Source organism: Rossellomorea aquimaris (assembly GCF_003315075.1).
In the GTDB taxonomy this organism is placed as follows: domain Bacteria; phylum Bacillota; class Bacilli; order Bacillales; family Bacillaceae_B; genus Rossellomorea; species Rossellomorea aquimaris_C.
The window spans coordinates 79,287-97,715 of record NZ_QNRJ01000011.1; the positions used below are offsets into that span (position 1 = coordinate 79,287).

The 18,429-nt window shown below is 45.6% G+C and carries 14 protein-coding genes and 1 riboswitch; of the genes, 12 read left to right on the forward strand and 2 right to left on the reverse strand.

Annotated elements, in window-relative coordinates:
* The first annotated feature begins 29 nt into the window (after window positions 1–29).
* From DET59_RS14440 to DET59_RS14470, 7 genes are all read left to right on the forward strand, one after another.
* A complete protein-coding gene (locus DET59_RS14440; protein ID WP_113970345.1) occupies window positions 30–362 on the forward strand; it encodes a hypothetical protein in 333 nt (110 codons plus the stop codon).
* Window positions 363–578: 216 nt separating this feature from the next.
* Window positions 579–1,961 carry a hypothetical protein gene (locus DET59_RS14445; protein ID WP_113970346.1) on the forward strand — a complete coding sequence of 461 codons (1,383 nt, stop codon included), beginning with the start codon at window positions 579–581 and terminating at the stop codon, window positions 1,959–1,961.
* Window positions 1,962–2,188: 227 nt separating this feature from the next.
* Window positions 2,189–4,252, forward strand: a complete 2,064-nt coding sequence (locus DET59_RS14450) for a sigma-70 family RNA polymerase sigma factor (RefSeq protein WP_113970347.1) — start codon at window positions 2,189–2,191, stop codon at window positions 4,250–4,252.
* 206 nt (window positions 4,253–4,458) lie between these two features.
* A complete protein-coding gene (locus DET59_RS14455; RefSeq protein ID WP_113970348.1) occupies window positions 4,459–6,366 on the forward strand; it encodes a PTS mannitol transporter subunit IICBA in 1,908 nt (635 codons plus the stop codon).
* An 85-nt stretch (window positions 6,367–6,451) separates the two neighbouring features.
* Window positions 6,452–8,521 (forward strand): BglG family transcription antiterminator, encoded by a 2,070-nt coding sequence (locus tag DET59_RS14460; protein WP_113970349.1) that lies wholly within the window; start codon window positions 6,452–6,454, stop codon window positions 8,519–8,521.
* A 5-nt stretch (window positions 8,522–8,526) separates the two neighbouring features.
* Complete coding sequence (locus DET59_RS14465; RefSeq protein ID WP_113970372.1) at window positions 8,527–9,666, forward strand: mannitol-1-phosphate 5-dehydrogenase; 1,140 nt, start codon at window positions 8,527–8,529, stop codon at window positions 9,664–9,666.
* 345 nt (window positions 9,667–10,011) lie between these two features.
* Window positions 10,012–10,662 carry a 2OG-Fe(II) oxygenase gene (locus DET59_RS14470; protein ID WP_113970373.1) on the forward strand — a complete coding sequence of 217 codons (651 nt, stop codon included), beginning with the start codon at window positions 10,012–10,014 and terminating at the stop codon, window positions 10,660–10,662.
* 39 nt (window positions 10,663–10,701) lie between these two features.
* Here DET59_RS14470 and DET59_RS14475 read toward each other — a convergent pair whose 3' ends face one another.
* The gene (locus DET59_RS14475; protein WP_113970374.1) at window positions 10,702–11,661 is read right to left on the reverse strand and encodes a DMT family transporter; all 960 of its coding nucleotides are present in this window, start codon (window positions 11,659–11,661) and stop codon (window positions 10,702–10,704) included.
* Window positions 11,662–11,753: 92 nt separating this feature from the next.
* On the opposite strand from DET59_RS14475, the gene DET59_RS14480 reads away from it, so the two are divergent.
* From DET59_RS14480 to lysA, 4 genes are all read left to right on the forward strand, one after another.
* Complete coding sequence (locus tag DET59_RS14480) at window positions 11,754–12,344, forward strand: helix-turn-helix domain-containing protein (protein WP_113970350.1); 591 nt, start codon at window positions 11,754–11,756, stop codon at window positions 12,342–12,344.
* 363 nt (window positions 12,345–12,707) lie between these two features.
* On the forward strand, window positions 12,708–13,244 hold the full coding sequence (locus DET59_RS14485; RefSeq protein ID WP_113970351.1) for a sigma-70 family RNA polymerase sigma factor: 537 nt from the start codon (window positions 12,708–12,710) through the stop codon (window positions 13,242–13,244).
* Window positions 13,225–14,625, forward strand: coding sequence for a DUF4179 domain-containing protein (locus DET59_RS14490; protein ID WP_113970352.1), 1,401 nt, complete (start codon window positions 13,225–13,227; stop codon window positions 14,623–14,625). Before DET59_RS14485 ends, DET59_RS14490 begins: the two co-directional genes overlap by 20 nt.
* Window positions 14,626–14,728: 103 nt before the next feature.
* Window positions 14,729–14,905: riboswitch (Lysine riboswitch) on the forward strand.
* 113 nt (window positions 14,906–15,018) lie between these two features.
* A complete protein-coding gene (gene lysA / locus DET59_RS14495; RefSeq protein ID WP_113970353.1) occupies window positions 15,019–16,305 on the forward strand; it encodes a diaminopimelate decarboxylase in 1,287 nt (428 codons plus the stop codon).
* A gap of 231 nt (window positions 16,306–16,536) precedes the next feature.
* On the opposite strand, the gene DET59_RS14500 is transcribed toward lysA, so the two are convergent.
* A complete protein-coding gene (locus DET59_RS14500) occupies window positions 16,537–17,247 on the reverse strand; it encodes a DUF1836 domain-containing protein (protein ID WP_113970354.1) in 711 nt (236 codons plus the stop codon).
* Window positions 17,248–17,405: 158 nt separating this feature from the next.
* Between DET59_RS14500 and htpX the strand changes: the two genes are divergently transcribed.
* Window positions 17,406–18,287 carry a protease HtpX gene (gene htpX / locus DET59_RS14505; protein WP_113970355.1) on the forward strand — a complete coding sequence of 294 codons (882 nt, stop codon included), beginning with the start codon at window positions 17,406–17,408 and terminating at the stop codon, window positions 18,285–18,287.
* Window positions 18,288–18,429: the final 142 nt, after the last annotated feature.

Below are 18,429 nucleotides of genomic sequence, written 5' to 3' on the forward strand. Positions count from 1 at the left end.
TTCACTTTCTATGTAAAAGGGGAATTCACTTGAAATTTGAAGAGATTAATCCAGAATTAGTGACACTATGCCGGACGTCAGATCCATTTCATATGGCAGAATCGGTGATCGGAGACCAATTAAGAGGACTGGATATTCTGTCGTTAAAGGGGATCGAGCGGAAAAAAGCCCTTCCGGGAGACGTGGTCAACCTGTTGATCATCTATTTCTTCACGGAGGTCAAAGGTACGGTTTACCACAGGAACGCACTTTCTAAGTTATATAATCATTGGGTCTCTAATGAAGTGTTTACCTTCTCTAAGGCAAAAAAGATGATCGAGCTGGACATGCATGAGCAGCTCGGCGAAATCGACCGTTTATAAATATGCGAAAGGTCTGGATCTATTTGGATTCAGGCCTTTTTTTGATATTTAATATCCGGGTGATGCACGGGCTCAACCCTTATCCCTGCTTGTCGCGTCAATAGGGACCGGGGACGGACCTCAAGAGGTCCGTCCCCATGAGGTCTTCTAATCATGTTAAAATAATCTTAAAATCGGGACAAGAAGCCTCCGTCCCAATAGGAAAGGAAGATACTGATGACTTCTACTGTGAAGCAGCCGAATCTGGAAACACTCTTGTCGAACCTGAAAAAGGATGAACTGATCCGGATTATTGTAGACCTTGCAGATCATGAACCGGGTATTGAGAAGGGGATTTTGTTCACGTATGCCCCTGCAGAGGATGAAGTCAAGGCAAGTAAGAAGCTGATCCGGGAATACATTAACCGTTATAAGAGGCAAAATTTCATTTCATGGAATGTTGTCCCAAATGCTCTTCAAGGAGCGGATATGACCCTAGGGAAGGCACGTGACAAAATGGCACAGGGAGAGTCGGAAACGGCCGCAGAGCTTTGTGTGGCGGTGATGGGTCCGGTTGTTGGGATGCTTCAATACGCCGATGATTCGGGTGGATATATCGGGGACGTGATGGGGGAGAGCCTTATGATCATTCATGAGGCGGTATTCTTGAGTGCAGAAACCAAAGGGGAGCCTGAGAAGGACAAGCTGTTCTCGATCCTGTTGAAAGAGGCGCTTCATAAGAGATATGACGACTGGACGGATTGGCGTTATGGGCTTTTAGAAAGCAGCACCATCTTATGTGATTCAGCGAAAAGAAAGGACAAACTTGACCAGCATTTGGAACAAATGATTACAGAAGTCGATAAGAATGAGTGGGGCGCTAAGTTTGAAATATCGTCAATCAAAATGCTTCAGTTAGCCCTGATTGAACAATGGAACAATGAAGAAGAAAAGATGGACTTCATCAACGAAAACATCCGTTATGACGAGTTCAGGAAAAAAGCCATCGACATTTTGTTGGAAAAAGGCGAGTATTCCGAAGTGCTTGCTCTATGCGAAGAGGGTCAGCAGGTGGATATGGCGTATCGTGGACTGGTTGCTCAGTGGCGGAAGTATATGCTTCTAGCCTATGAAGGGCTTGGGGACACCACCAAACAGAAGGAACTCATGCACGAATTTATATATGCTGGTGAATTTTCCTATTATAATCCGCTGAAAAAGCTCTATACACGGGAAGAATGGCCGGAAGTATTGAATGACCTGTTCGAAACATTTGAAAATGAATCACATCTTTCCTATACGTATCTTCAAATTTTAAAGGAAGAGCAATTGAACGAGAAAATTCTTGGATACACCAAGCGAAAATATGGTTCCATCATGGAGCTCTATCCGGAGCTAAAGAAAGACTATCCGGAAGATGTGAACGAGCTGATGATATCCTACATCGCTTCAGAAGCAGAAAAAAGCAATGATAGAAAGAAATATCGGAAAGTGTGCAAGCACATCAAAGAATATAAGAAAGTCTTTGGCTCCCAGTTTGCAGATGGGCTGATCCAGGAGTTGAAGCAGAAATATGTGAAAAGGCCGGCTTTTGTGGATGAGCTGGGGAAGATAAAATAGATTAGAAGTGAACAGCAGGCAGAAAACGGTCTAACAACTACGTTTCATTTTTTGTAAAGGTGACATCTTCATGTTGAAAGGTCTGAATCTCAATTCCTGTATGGGAAAGGGTTCAGACCTTTTTCTACGCCAACACATAGAATCCCCAATACACCCTAAATATGGTAAAATAAAATCATATATTTTATTTTTGGAATATTTCGGTTTCGGAGGAGGGGAATACATAGATGAACACATCGCAAACAGCTCCCTTGTTGATCAGCAGGGTGAGGGAAAAGGACTTGGAAATGGTTATGGAGTGGTTTCTGCAGCGCAAACAGTCGTTCTATGCGCTGGGGCGGATTTATGTAAGTAAGCAAGAAGACATTGAAGACATATTTTATCGTTCGATTATAAGCATACATAATGAATTGCACCGTTTTAAAAAAGATACCTCATTTGAATCGTGGGCTATATCCCATTTTATACATAGTGCCCGGGATCTATCTAAAGATAAGAGTTTCCGGGATTCAGAGAGTCAGAAGTCTGATCAAACGCTCTGTCATGCCTTCCATCAATTAGAAGATCAGGAGAAAGAGGCGACTGCTTTAACGTATTTCAATGAATGCTCTTTTGAGGAAGTTGGACGGATTCTTGAAGTATCAGTTGAGAAGGTGAAATCCTGTGTATTTTCAGGCATAAGAAAGCTTAGGGAAGAGTTGGGGTACGGTTCTTTCGAGGGCTGTCCGGAATATCATAAGCATTATCTTGATTACCTGGGAAGAACGATGGATCGGCCTGAAAAGGTAGAGTTTGAGATGCATATTTACCATTGTCAGTGCTGTCAGGAGGATTTGGCTTCTTTTCAGGAAGTGGTGCTGACCTTGGCAGGAATGACAGAAGCCCTGGAGGTCCCTGCTGGATTGATAGAGAGGGTCAAGAGTAAGGTAGAGGAAAGAGAAGCGCGCAGGCAGAGGAAGAAAAAGAAACGGAAATCGATCTGGCTTTCCATCGCAGGAGTTTTCGCGATGGTCGTATCGATCGGATTCGTGACAGGTGGATTCTCCAGTCTCTACTATGCATGGACGGAAGAAGATGAACAATTGCGTGCCATCCTCCAGCATGATCTGGGGGAACGGCTGAATCTCGAAGCAGAAAGCAATGGGGTGAAAATCACCATCAGGAGCGTCGTCGCCGATGATGTACAGACTCTTGTCTTTTATGAAATAGAGGATACAGAGAAAGACAATCGTTATATGATGAATGCTCATGAAGGCGTCCATATCGAGAATGAATATGACGTGATGAGGCGTGATGTGCAATACATGTTCTACTCACCTCCCGTCAATCAGGACGAAATGCAAAATGAGGAGAAAAATGTGTACAAAGGCACTATCAGTCTCCTGCCGGTTTCGGTGGACAGCGGAACCATAAAAATGAATGTGGCAAGGCTCATGCAAATCGTTCAGGACCCCAAAAAGGACGGGGGCTACCGTGGGGAGATGACATTTGCCGAAGGGGACTGGAGCTTTGACATTCCGTTTACAAAGCAGTCATCCCGTGTGCATAAGCTGGATAAGGAAATCGACATTGACGGGATACAGGTCCGCCTGGATAAGCTGACGGTTGCGCCGACCACGACACTCCTGCAGTACAGCTTTCAGAACCAGGGAAACGACAAACGGATTGACGTCATTACCTTTGATGCTCTACAAACGGATAATAAGAAGGTGGAAGCAGACCTTTTTGGAAGTAATATGTACGTGGAATCCTTCGACCAGGAAGGTTGGAGTGCGTTTACATCCAGCTTCGATACTTTGTATTTTGATCATCCAAAAGAGGTGAACATCCAATTTGATTCCATCCATTTATCCGTAGACGACCGGAAAACGATCGAACTCGATGCCGCCAAGGATATGCCCCAGACCTTTGAGTATCTCGGAAACAACATTACCATTGATGAAATCAAGGTAGGAAATCCCGCTAAGGTGATCTTGACGCATGATGTATCGAAGGATCGTGCCTATGAAAGAGTAAACTATGGGTTCTCCAGCGACCATTTGAGAAATGAAAACATCTCGATGGGAGTAAGTGATACAGATGGCGTATTGATGGACAAGACCGGCAAGGTACATAAAATTGATGCATATGAGTATGATCAAATAGATCAGCCCCGCTACTTCGAAACGATTCAAACGATTGAATTTTATAACGACTCTTCGAGGGAAGATGTAACTCCAACGAAGCTTGAAATCGAAGGCTACAGCACAACGAAATATGTGGATGACCGGGTGAAGGTGAAGTTGGATTAGGAATATAGAAGAGGGACGGACCTCCTGCTTTTAGAGCAGGAGGTCCGTCCCTCTTAAGTGAGAATAACTTCCCACACCAGAGAAACAATAGGTTTGTCGTGACATGGGTGACAAAGTTAGTTTTCATGGTTGTTGAAACCGTCACCATGTGGAGCCTATGATGAATACATGAGAAATTATTATTCAATCATGAAAGGATGAGAGAAGTGGCGCAATCAAATATGAAAGTTGCGGTACAAAAGTTTGGTAACTTCCTCAGTTCTATGGTTCTGCCGAATATTGGCGCATTTATCGCTTGGGGTTTAATTACAGCGTTGTTCATACCAACTGGGTTCTTTCCAAATGAAAGCCTTGCCAATCTGGTAGGGCCGATGGTTACGTACCTGTTACCGCTCTTAATCGGGTATACAGGAGGTAAGCTCGTACACGACCAGCGCGGTGGGGTCGTGGGTGCGATCGCGACAATGGGTGTCATTGTCGGTGCACCGGATACACCGATGTTCTTAGGTGCCATGGTCATGGGTCCTCTAGGGGCTTACGTGATCAAAAAGTTCGACGGGGCAATCGAAGGGAAAATCAGAGCAGGATTTGAAATGCTCGTCAATAACTTCTCAGCAGGTATTCTTGGAGGAATCCTTGCGATCCTGGCATTCCTTGGTGTAGGACCTGCCGTGGACGCATTTACGAATCTACTGGTCTCAGGTGTTGACTGGCTTGTGGCAGCAGGACTGCTTCCATTAACAAGTATCCTGATCGAACCTGCAAAGATTCTATTCTTAAATAATGCCATCAACCACGGTGTATTGTCACCGATCGGATTGGAGCAAGTTCAACAGGGTGGGAAATCGATCCTATTCCTATTAGAAGCAAATCCGGGACCGGGTCTTGGAATTCTGCTGGCGTTTATGTTCTTTGGGAAAGGAACAGCGAAGCAATCAGCGTCAGGAGCAGGAATCATTCACTTTTTCGGTGGGATTCATGAGATTTACTTCCCGTACGTATTAATGAAACCGATGCTCTTCGTTTCCGTCATCCTTGGTGGAATGAGCGGAGTGTTCACCCTTGTTTTATTAGGTGGAGGATTGGTATCACCGGCATCACCTGGTAGTATCCTTGCGATTACCGCGGTTACTCCTCCAGAAGGAATGGCGTATCTCGCAAACTTTGCAGCCGTCTTTGTGGCAGCAGCCGTTTCCTTCATCGTGTCTGCCATCGTCTTGAAATCAAGCAAGACCACAGATGAGGATATCGAGGGCGCAACGAAGAAAATGCAGGAAATGAAGGGGAAGAAAAGCTCTGTAGCAGGCCAAGTGAGTCATGGAACAATGCCTGAACAAGTAAACAAAATCGTCTTTGCCTGTGATGCAGGCATGGGCTCAAGTGCCATGGGGGCTTCACTTCTACGTAAGAAAGTGAAGGCAGCAAATCTGGATGTCAGCGTGACGAACACATCCATTAGCAACCTGCCATCGGACGCTCAAGTCGTCATCACACAGGAAGAACTAACGCCGCGTGCGAAAAATAAGCTTCCGAATGTGTATCATATTTCTGTGGATAACTTCCTATCCAGTCCGGAGTACGACAAGCTGATCGCGAGTCTTCAGGACGGGATCACGGGTGAGCAGGCAGAGGTTGTGGAGGATGCACAGGAAGAAGCGGTAAACGCTGAACCGAATGCAGATCATGATGATGATCTACTCCTGGAGGAGAACATCTTCATGAACCAGGAATTTGCCACTAAAGAAGAGGCAATCCGATTCGCAGGAGAAGCTCTCGTCAAAGCAGGATACGTGGAAGAAAGCTATGTAGATGCTATGATTGACAGAGAAGGAATCACATCTACCTATATGGGTAATAATGTAGCCATTCCACACGGTACGGAAGACGCGAAGAAAGCCGTCATCAAATCCGGTTTCACCGTCGTTCAAGTTCCGAACGGCGTGGACTTCAACGGTGAGAAGGCGAAGATGATCTTCGGTATCGCCGGCAAGGACGGTACACATCTGGAAATCCTATCTGGGATCGCCGTTGTCTGCTCCGAGCAGGAAAACGTTGACCGGATGGTTCTGGCCAAGTCAGCCAAAGAACTGAAAGACATCATTAACAGCAACTAGAACAATCATTCAGAAAGGCGGGATCCCTGCCTTTCTGTTCTACTTTGTATGTATAAAAGCTCATTTTAGGGAAAGAGGGGAAAGCATGTTTATTACATCAAGGGAAAAATCCATCATTGAATTGATCGTAAAAACATCGGGGAAACATACCGTGTACTCTCTTTCTGCGTTCCTGAATGTGAGCGGAAGAACCGTTCAGCGGAATTTGAAATCAATCGAAAGCTTGTTAAAGGAATATCATCTGGAACTGAAGAGGACGGCTAACGATGGGCTGTTCATCGATGGGAAGAATGAACATATCTATCGCCTGATTCAGAACTTGGCGGAAGTGAGTCCCACCGATGAAACACCTGAAGAACGGAAGCTGAATTTGCTGATCATCCTTCTTCATGAAGGTCCGTCCTTTAAAAAACAGGTGTTGGCGAATCAGTTGGGGATCAGCGTCACGACCCTCACTTCGTATCTCGATGAGCTCGCCGATTGGTTGCATAAATACGGCATCACCCTGACAAGGAAACGAGGGGTGGGGGTGGAGCTTTCCGCAGATGAAGCCGACAAGCGTCATGCCCTGGCCAGCTTCTTCCTCGTCTACTTTTATGAAGACATCATCGAGACCCTGTACGGGATGCAAAAGGGAAATCACCTCGATGAACCGGTGCTGGGGTATTTCAAGCCGGACTATTTACTCGCTGTCGACCTGGTGGTGAATCACCAATTGGCCGAGGAGCAGATTACCTTGACGGACAGTGATTATATCGGTCTCGTTGTGTATATTTGCCTGACGATACAGCGAACCGAAAAGAGCTTCGGATTACAGAAATTTGAGCCAATTGAGGATCATGATTCTACTGAATATCAGCTGATGGACACGATAGGCAGGGAGCTGAAAGATACACTTTCCATTCCGATGACCAATCGGGACGTTCAATTTTTGACGGTCATTTTAAAAGGGTCCAAAGTTCAGGATCCCGACGTTGTTTACTATGACAGCATCCTCCTTGGTCATCTCATCAAGAATGTCATCAAAGATGTATCGGCGGACCTCCATGTGGATCTGTCTGATGACTTTTCCCTATTCCAGGGTCTGCTTGCCCACATGGGACCGTCCATCTTCCGCCTGCAGCAGGAGCTGGATCTTTTCAATCCATTGACGGATGAAATCAAGAAGAAGTATCCCGTATTATTTTTAGCGGTAAAAAAGAGTCTTGAAACAGAATTCAAGGATATTGCTTTTCCCGATGATGAGGTGGCGTTCATCGTCCTTCATTTCGGATCGGCCATGCTGATGAATGAAGAGAAGGTGAATGTGCAGGCCGTGGTCGTCTGTCCGACAGGGATCGGGACGTCCAAGATGCTCGCCAGCCGCATCCAACGGGAGTTGACAATGATTAATAAGGTGGAAATCCTGTCGATCAAGGATTTTCAGACGGCGAACCTTGATGACTACGATATCGTCATTTCCACAGTCAGGCTTCCCTTTACGGAAGTGGAGTATATCCTGGTAAGCCCGTTATTGAGCGAAAAGGATATCCGATTCATCCAAAGTTATCTGCAGAATAACGTAGAAAAGCTGACGAGAAAGAAGTACTTGAAGGCAGCACCGCGATCGGGTGAGAAAACCGAGGTCAGGATGCTCCTCAAGGAAATCAAAGATGTCCATTCCAGCATGGAAGCCATACTCACGAATTTCCGGGTGTACCGGAAGCAATCGGAGGGGAGCCATATCAGGATCCTGAATGAAATGGTGGAACAAGCGGAACGGGACGAACTTCTTCAACAGTCACATGCGGTGATGCATCAGCTGGTGGAAAGGGAGAAAAAGGGAGGACTCGGGATTCCGAAAACGAATATGGGTCTCTTTCATTGCCGGGACCATAACGTGAAGAAGCTGATCTTCCAGGTGGCCCATCTGGATGAACCGTGCAGGATCAAGGGAATGGACGGCGTGGAAATGGAGATGAAAAGTCTCCTCCTCATGCTAGCCCCTGAAGAGTTGAGCAGGAGGGAACAGGAAATCCTCAGTCTGATCAGTACAAGCTTAATCGAAGATCATATAAGCATGATGATTTATTCGTCCACGAACGAAGCGATCATCCTGAAGAAATTAGAAGATATCTTTCTGGACTACCTACAAACTAATTTGATAAAGGAATGATGATGTTGAAACAAACCGTACATTTTGGAGCAGGTAACATAGGCAGAGGGTTTATCGGAGCATTGTTTTCCCAATCAGGTTACCACGTGACCTTTGTGGATATCGCCGAACAGGTGATCAACAAGCTGAATGAAGAAGGTCGATACCAGGTGAAGCTTGCAACGGAAACGAAGGAAACGGAAACGATCGAAAATGTTTCCGGTCTGAATAATCTCCATCAGGAAGGGGAGGTCATCGAGACGATTGTACGCTCCACCTACCTGACGACGGCGATCGGACCGAACATCCTTCCGAGAATCGCTCCCTTGATTGCAAAAGGAATTGCCAAGCATGTAGCGTCTTCAGATGAGCCGTTATATGTAATTGCGTGTGAAAATCAGATTGGTGCCACCGATATTTTGAAAAAGCATATTTTAGAAAATCTTGATGAAGATACGATAAGTAAGCTTGAAGGCAAAGTTTTCTTCTTCAATTCAGCCGTTGATCGCATTGTTCCGATGCAGGATCAAGGTTCATTGGATGTCCTCGTTGAACCATACTATGAGTGGGTGGTGGAAACGAAGGAAACGATCCCTTCTGTTGAAGGGATGACGATTGTAGAGGACTTAGCTCCATTCATCGAGCGTAAGCTGTTCACGGTGAATACAGGGCATGCGGTCATTGCTTACCTGGGTTACCTTCGAGGTAAGTCAACGATCGATCAAACATTGGCAGATCAGACTATCGCCGCACAGGTAAAGGAAACGTTGAAAGAAACAGGTGCCTACCTTGTGAAGCAATATGGTCTTGATGAAAACGAGCATCTTGCTTATATTGATAAAAACATCGAACGCTTCAAAAATGCTTACCTGAACGATGATGTGACCCGTGTAGGGCGCGCACCGATCAGGAAGCTTGGTCCCGATGACCGTTTGATCCGTCCGACAACCGAGGCTCAAAAAGCGGGGCTCTCTTATTCTTATCTTGCCAAGGCGATTGCCGCAGCGCTATTGTTTGACAATCCTGAGGATGAACAAGCGATGGAAATTCAAGGTATGATCAAGGAGCACGGTCCGGCTCATGTGCTGAAAGAAGTGAGCGGACTGGATGAGGATAGTGAGATTGTGAAGGAAGTTTTGGTGCAGTATGAAGGATTGAAGAAATAAATTTGAGGGGCTGTCGGATTCGATTCGGCAGTCTTTTTTTTTATGAGTTTGATACATAAACCCCATACGTGTCTTTTCTGTGACGCCCCCGCATCCACGCCAATCCTGCCATCACTCACAATCCCATCAGATCCCTTATTTTTCATCAAAAAAAAGATAGATTTCCCCTCATCCCGGGTGTAAAATATATGAAAATACACACGCAGGAGGAAACAGCCGAATAAAATCCACAGTTACGCCTATTGTTGCGATCGTTATTCCAGATTGGAAGAATACAAGAATGCTTCCACTAACATAAAAATTCAGAATGTTAAAAATACGATAAGAGGTTGATTAAAGTTGACAATGGATACTACTGAAATAGCTGTAAAGGAACAAACGATTTTTCACCATACGGGGAATAAGATCAAGACGGAAGACCGGGATATTCAAATCATCGCGAAAGTGGAGGAGCCGCTGATCGTCGTTCTTGGCAATGTGCTGAGTCATGAAGAATGTGATGAACTCATCCAGCTGTCAAAGGATCGTGTGCAGCGTTCGAAGATAGGGAATACCCGTACAGTAGATGAGCTTCGAACGAGCAGCAGCGTTTTTCTTCAAGAAGGCGAACATGACGTTGTGACAAGAGTCGAAAAGCGAGTCTCTCAAATTATGAATATACCTGTGGAGCACGGGGAAGGTCTTCAAATCCTTAACTATAAACCGGGTCAGGAATACAAGGCTCACTTCGATTTCTTCTCAGCATCATCCCGGCCGGTGAAGAATCCGAGAATCAGCACCCTTGTCATGTACTTGAATGACGTAGAGGAAGGCGGGGAAACGTACTTTCCTAAATTGAATTTCTCTGTTTCTCCGCAAAAGGGGATGGCGGTCTACTTCGAATATTTCTATGATAATCAGGAGCTGAACGATTTGACGCTTCATGGCGGGGCACCGGTTGTCATTGGAGATAAATGGGCTGCGACCCAGTGGATGAGAAGACAGGTCTTTAAATAGCACTAAAAGGAGGCGCATCCAGGATGCCCCTCCTTTTTTTTAGCTGACCGATTTAACGGCTTTGACCATTCCGGTATTTATTTTTTTCACGTTTATGGTGTGGATGATCATTCCCGCGATGATCAGGAGGATGCCGATCAGGGCGATTCCTGATGGAAGTGGAACCGACAGGATCGCTGCTTCTCCTATGATGACAAACAGGATCTGTGTCGATTGGGTCGCCTCCACTGCGGCAAGCTTCCCGGGATTGTGCCTTGCCTGATTCGTGGCGATGAAGAATAGGGACGTCGCAATCACACCTGAACATATGGCGACGATAAAGGATTGTGTCACCTGCGGCGTGCTGGGTGCCCCAACCTCGAAGAACGCATAGCATCCTAAGATCAGCCAGAAAGGAGTGCTTGCGATCGTCATCCCGAGCACACGTTGGAAGGTATCAAGCTTGCCGCCGCACACCTCCATCATCTTCCGGTTTCCAAGTGGATAAGCAAAGGCTGCGATGATCACAGGTAAGATCCCAAAGGCCATTTCAGAAAAGGACAATCCACTGGCATTTTCCTGTTGAATCAAGAGAACCCCAACTAAAATGATGGAGGATATAGCCAAAGCTCTTTTTTGAATGGAGTGCCTTCGCCTGACCGGCCCGGAAGTATAAAACAAAGGAGCGAGTAAGATGCCGGCGACGATGGTAAACTGCCACGTGCCCGCTACAAGCCAGCCCGGCCCATATGCTGCCGCATAGGTAATAGGACCATAAAAGAGGACAAACCCGACAAAGCTCCACGTTAGCCATACAAATGGTTTCTTCTTCATTTCAATCCAGACTTGATTTATATTCTGCCTTAAACCTACAATAAGAAAAAGGAAAGGGAGCATGAACAGGAATCTCAGGGATGAACTCCACATCCAGCTTCCACCACCGAGCTCCATGGACCGGTTCAGAATAAAGGTGACGGCAAAGAACATAGATGAAATGACACCGAGAGCAAGCTCTTTGATGAGGAACACTCCTTTCCAATACATATACTATAGTTTATTTAATATATATTATAATATACTTACATACATTGTCTATAGAAAGAGGTAGGATTATGAGTAATGACGGTTTGACTTGGCAGGACCCGGAAAAATTGGCTCGGCACGTCGGGATGACACTGAGACATATACGACATGAGCGTGGGCTCAACCTCCAGGATCTTGCGGCTATGACAGATGTCAGCACATTGACTTTGGGCAAGATTGAAAGGGGAGAGGCGAATCCATCCCTCACGATCATATGGAAAATCGCGAACGGACTCGCGATCCCCATCTCGGCCCTCCTCGTGGAAAAACAAGAAGTCCAGATCTCCCGGAGAAATGAAGGGAGCAAAGTGATCAGTGCCAATGAGTCATTGACATTGGAACCGATGTTTACTTCCTCTGGCTACAGCTCATTGGAAACCCACAGGGCCTTCCTGAAACCGGACAGTGAGTACCGTGCGGACGCCCACCAGCCCGGGGTGATTGAATTTGTCACCGTCATGGAAGGAAAAGTACGTGTGAAGGTGCAGGATGACGTATTCGAGCTCGGTCAGTATGACTCGATCAAATTCCATGCGGATAAAAGCCATAGTTACATGAATATGGAATCAATAGAAGCGGTCCTCCACTTTGTGATGATTTATACGGGACGGGCGGATTGAAGCTTATCGAGACGGATAAGCTTCTTTTTTAAGTGGAATACCTACGATGGAAGATAAAAAAGGTTTTTTTCAATCTTTCTTTGGCTTTTGAATTCTTTTCATTCAATCTTGGGGGGGGGATGACCCCGTCCATTCAACGTAATTGCGTCGAAATCGTCCATGATTGCGTCGTTTTCAGGGTGAATTGCGTCATTATTAAATTTATTGCGTCGATTTCAAAGTAATTGCGTCGTTTTTCATAGTTTATGCGTCTTTTTGAAAAAAATGGTAACTAACCTCGATCTACATCGCAAGACACCCATAAAAATCCCATGAAACTTTTCCCGCCCCACCCGACTCTAATGAATGACAGGAGGTTAATCAATGGATGTAAAACTCGTAAAAAAAGCAATCAAAGGGAATGAACAGGCATTTGAAAGGCTGATCCACTCAGAAAGTGAGAAGTTGTACCGGACGGCATTTCTGTATGTAAGAAATAAAGAGGATGCTCTGGATGTTGTGCAGGAGACGGTTTGTAAAGCATTCACCTCGATAGCCCGGTTGAAGAATCCAGAGTATTTCAGCACTTGGCTGATCAAGATCCTAATACATACGGCATACAGCATTCTGAAGAAACAAAACCGGCTCGTGCTGACAGGGGATGAGTTTCTTGCTACCGCCCTCGTGACAGAAGAATCGGACGTAGAAGGGCGGATTGACTTAATTACGGCCATGGCATCCTTGAATCAGCATTATCAAACCGTCATTATCTTATTTTACTTTCAGGGTCAGTCAATCAAGATGATTTCAGAAACAATGGATACGCCTGAAGGGACGGTCAAGACGTATCTTCACCGTGCGAAATTGGAATTGAGAAAGCTGTTGGAAGGAGTGAATCAGTATGGACAGAAAATGGTTTGAGGAAGAAATGAACAGTATCGATGTACCAAAAGAAGAGGTTTTTGAGGCGATTTCAACAGGGATCCAAGAAGGCAGAAAACAAAAGGTCCGGAAAAAAACGGCCAAAATAAGTGCCGCCTTTACCACAGCTGCTGCCTCCATGGTACTCGTATCGGGCTTCCTATTCTCACCTGTGAACAATGCACTGGCTAAGTTGCCTGTACTGGGTGGCATTTATGAAAAAGTCGGTTCCGATGTCGGAAAAGAACTCTATTTCAGAGATAAAGTGACGGAAGTTAATCAGGCCGCCACCTCAAGCGGCGTCGATGTGACAATCACAAGCACATATTATGACGGGAACGTTATCGGAGTTACCTTCAAGGCGAAGGGTGATGACCTTTCCATCGAACATATGGACGAAGGAAATCGTCCGGTGAGCGGCTACAGCTATCATCTCTTCGACGGGAAGGATCAGAATCAATGGGGATCGGGAAGTTCGGGTCTTAAAAAAGACGGGGATGAGTTCATAGGCTCGATCGAATTTTACCGGGATGGGAAAGAACCGCCGGAAAACTTCACCCTTCCGTTAACGTTCACCCATATGGCAGATGTAAACGGGACCTGGACCTTTGATGTACCGGTCAAGAGGATTCCATCTGAAAAGATCCAAACAAATGTTAGAACCGAATCGGCAGATGGGGAATTTGAGCTGCAAGTAAAGTCTGTCACTAAAGGAAAAGCTACGACTACACTGGAGTATACCTATTCCGTGGAGTCTCGGAAGGATACGTTAAATCTGATTGTGTTTGATGACTTAGGGAACCGGTTATCAAAGTCCAGTGCAGAGACACTGAATATCAAAGAAATTGACGGTGATTATCAAAAGACTGTCAGGGAGCTGTTCACTAGTAAACTCAGTGATAAGGCCCAGTCGCTGAAAGTCCGGGCTGATATGGAGCGAGTAGATGAAGACGGCATCATCTCATTGAATGATTTACCTTCATTCCAGGTGAAGAGCCCTCGTTTTGGTTATCAGGTCACGGTACAAGATATCCAAAACGAAAAAGGGAAGGTGACAGTCGATTTCACCATTGATAACATCAAAGAAAAACAATTCAAATATGACATTTTAGAGAATTTTGCTCAATTCGTTCAGGTGATCCCATCCAAAGATATTAAACGAAATGCAAAGGATGAACTTGATTATAATGAGATGCTGAATCATATGGTCAGAAGTAATAAAACGAAAACAGTGGATAAGGATACTCTCCGTTATCAGTCTACATTTACCTTGCCTCAGGATGCCAACCTTGAGGACTACTCTCTAATTGTTCCATTCGCCACCTTAAGTAGTAATGATAAGCCGATTGAGATGAAACCGTTCGAAATCAATCTGAAATAAAGGGTACAAGAAATCCCTTTGTACCCAGGGATTTCTCCTAAAACCAATTGACAACCTTTTCAAGAGAATGGTATAGTAATTCAAACAAAATAATACGTCACTCTCTGATAATAGAGGCGCGAGGATGATGAGTACCTTCTTTGAGAATAATGGATTCTGAGATAAGTTGGGAAAGGCAGATCGCCGAAGCAGAAAATAGCCAATTCTATTTTTTGTTGGGCCAGCATTGAAGAAATGCTGGACTGTCACAATGCAAAAGTTGTGGAGCACTATTGAAGAGATGTTAATACATTGTCTTCATCTTGTTTCCGTAAACTTTGATGAATAACCGTATGAGCATCTGCTTCATACGGTTTTTTGTGTTTTTTTAGAGAGTCTAAAGGAGTTTAGGATATGAGTACAGTTGATGTGAATGTAAGTGGGGATCTTGAAATCGGTGGCATGAGTACGGGTGAGTTGGTCGAAACCTATGGGACGCCTTTAATGGTATACGATGAAGGAATGATCCGCGGAAATGCGAAATTGTTCCGGGAGGCATTTAAGGAAAGTGGATTGCAGTACCAGGTGGCTTATGCGAGCAAAGCGTTTCTTTGTAAAGAAATGGTGCGCCTGGCGGAACAAGAAAACCTATCCCTGGATGTTGTCTCAGGCGGGGAATTGTATACGGCATTGGAGGCAGGCTTCCCGGCAGCACGCATCCATTTCCACGGGAACAACAAGTCGGAAGAGGAGCTCATCATGGCACTTGAGGCTGAAATCGGCTGCTTTGTCGTCGATAGTTTCCTTGAGCTTGAGCTGCTGCATGACCTGGCAAAAGAGCGGGAACAAGAGGTTCAGATCCTGATCAGGGTCACACCAGGCGTGGAAGCCCATACCCATGAATACATCACGACGGGTCAGGAGGATTCGAAATTCGGATTCAGCATTTCCAATGGACAGGCGGCCACTGCGATTGGGCTTGCAATCAGAAAGCCATACTTCTCATTGCTCGGCCTCCATTCCCATATCGGATCCCAAATTTTTGAACAAGCGGGCTTTGATCAGGCGATCCAGGTATTGGCTGATTTCATGCAGCGGATCCGGATTGATTTAGACGCAACGATGCCGGTGCTGAATATCGGCGGTGGATTTGGTGTCCGGTACACCGAAGAAGACCAGCCTTTGCCGATTCCGACCTATGTCAAAGGGATAACGGATAGTGTAAAAAACTATTTTGCCAAAAATGAATATCCGCTCCCTGAAGTATGGGTAGAGCCGGGAAGAAGTATGGTGGCAGAAGCGGGAACTACCTTGTATAAAGTTGGTTCAAAGAAAATCATTCCTGATGTGCGCACATATGTTGCGATTGACGGGGGAATGACGGATAATATCCGCCCCGCCCTTTACCAGGCAAAATACGATGCGGTCCTGGCCAACCGTCCACAAGAGGAATGCACGGAGCTTGTGAGCATCGCCGGGAAATGCTGCGAATCCGGTGACATGCTGATTTGGGATCTGATGCTTCCGCCTACGAATTACGGAGATATACTGGCGGTGTTCAGTACGGGTGCTTACGGGTATTCCATGGCGAGTAATTATAACCGTATCCCCCGCCCGGCCGTTGTGTTCGTAAAGGATGGGGAATCACGGGTCGTGATCGAACGTGAATCGTATGCCGATTTGGTTCGGAATGACCGGTGAAAAGGGAGGGCTTTCCTTTCAAATTAAAAATAAAATCGAAAAGTCGAAGATAACGGCTGTAAACCACTCAAACAATCCTTTACAGGAAAAAGAAGTTTCAGAAGGCGAGTGCGTGGGATGATGAAGGAAATAAGATCACGCAAGAAATTATTAAGGCTTATGGATTGAGATAATATAATCAAAAGAGGGACGGACCTTCATTTGTACAAATGAAGGTCCGTCCCTCTCATGTTAAGATAATGCATCGGTAACATATTTCTTCGTTGTTGCCTGATAAAATCCTGCCTGAACCGTCAGTACGGATATGATCAGGACATTGAGTACGATGCTGAGATTATCTTCGTTGATCCCGTTAAAGGTGGAGAGCATGGCCGTGCATTCCTGATGAATGAATTGATCGATTAATTCATTGACAGAGCCTGAAGCGGTAGACTTCATCGTCGGGAGTGATCGATGGTGGATTTGGTCAAAGACCGACGCATAGGCAAGGTAAAGATCTGTGGGATTGACGATGTCATCCGTACGGTCTTCTATGTTGTTGAACACCAGGGTCAGGATCTTCCGGATGGATTCGAAATCCAAGGTAGCTTTGAGGTCTTCGACGATGAACAGCATGGCCGTTTGTTCGATGGTATATTTTTTTCCCAGCTGGGGGGAACCGATCAGCCCTTTCACATCGCGCTTCACCCAGTTCTGGACAGTACTCTGGGGGAAGTTGGTGAATTCGATGTGATTTCCCAGGGAGACGATTTCATTGAGTGAAAAACCGGTTTCTCCTTTTGCTGGTTTGAGGATTTTTTGAATGATGGGAGGGAGGTCGTTCTCTTTATGTAGATTCATCCACGCATCCTGAAGCACCTTGATCGGGGACCTGTCGTTTGTGCCGTTCAGTGATAGCAGCAGGTCGGCCATATTTTTACGTGTCAGTATAAACGTTTTCATCATGATTCCCCCGTCTCTTTTACAATATCTTCTTCTATACTACTGGTTCGATGGGGTCTCGTCAATTTCACCTTTTACTTGTATTTTGCCTGAAAAGGACGTATAATGAATTCCAGATACAGGTTCATATGAACTTGAAATGAGAGTGAGGAGACAAGATGGGGAAACGTATATTTTATTTCCTTTTAACGAACGTTTTAGTATTATTGACGATTAGTATCATTTTTTCCGTCACCGGAGCAGGGAACTACATCAATGCCTCAGGCGGAATTGATTTCGGCGCATTATTAGTATTCAGTGCGATCATCGGTTTTTCCGGAGCATTCATTTCATTGGCCATGTCACGCTGGATGGCGAAGAGAATGATGGGTGTCCAAGTGTTGGATCCGAATGGAGCCTTGTCTTCTGAGGAACGGGCAGTTGTGGAGAAAGTCCATCGTTTATCAAGAGCGGCTGGTTTAGTGCACATGCCAGAGGTGGGAATCTACCATTCTCCTGAAGTGAATGCATTTGCAACGGGGCCTTCTAAGAAACGCTCATTGGTTGCCGTTTCGACAGGATTACTCCGTGAGATGGATGATGACGCGGTTGAAGGTGTCATCGCCCATGAGGTGGCCCATGTTGCGAACGGGGATATGGTGACGATGACCTTACTGCAAGGTGTGGTCAACACATTCGTTGTCTTCCTGGCACGAATCGCTGCATGGATAGCGTCCCGATTTGCAAGGGAAGAAATGGCACCAATCGTGCATTTCATCGCCGTGATCGTATTCCAGATCGTGTTCTCAATCTTGGGAAGTTTAGTCGTCTTCGCTTACTCCCGTCACCGTGAGTTTCACGCTGATCGTGGTGGAGCGGACCTTGCAGGTAAGGACAAGATGGTTCATGCCCTGCAAATGTTAAAAGCATACTCGAGTCGTATGAAGGGTGAAGATGACACAGCCATCTCTACATTGAAAATCAATGGAAGACGAAAGTCAGCGATCTTCTCGACACACCCTGATCTGGATGATCGGATCAGTCGATTGGAAGCGAAGTAATCAGGACGGATTGACCGTCCGACTATCTTTATAGAAAAAGGTGCCTGACCTCCTCAATGGGGTCAGGCACCTTTATTTTTTTGTGGTTTCCGGGACAAAACCCGTATGACTATAATTTCAAATAAAACCAACCATCAAAAGA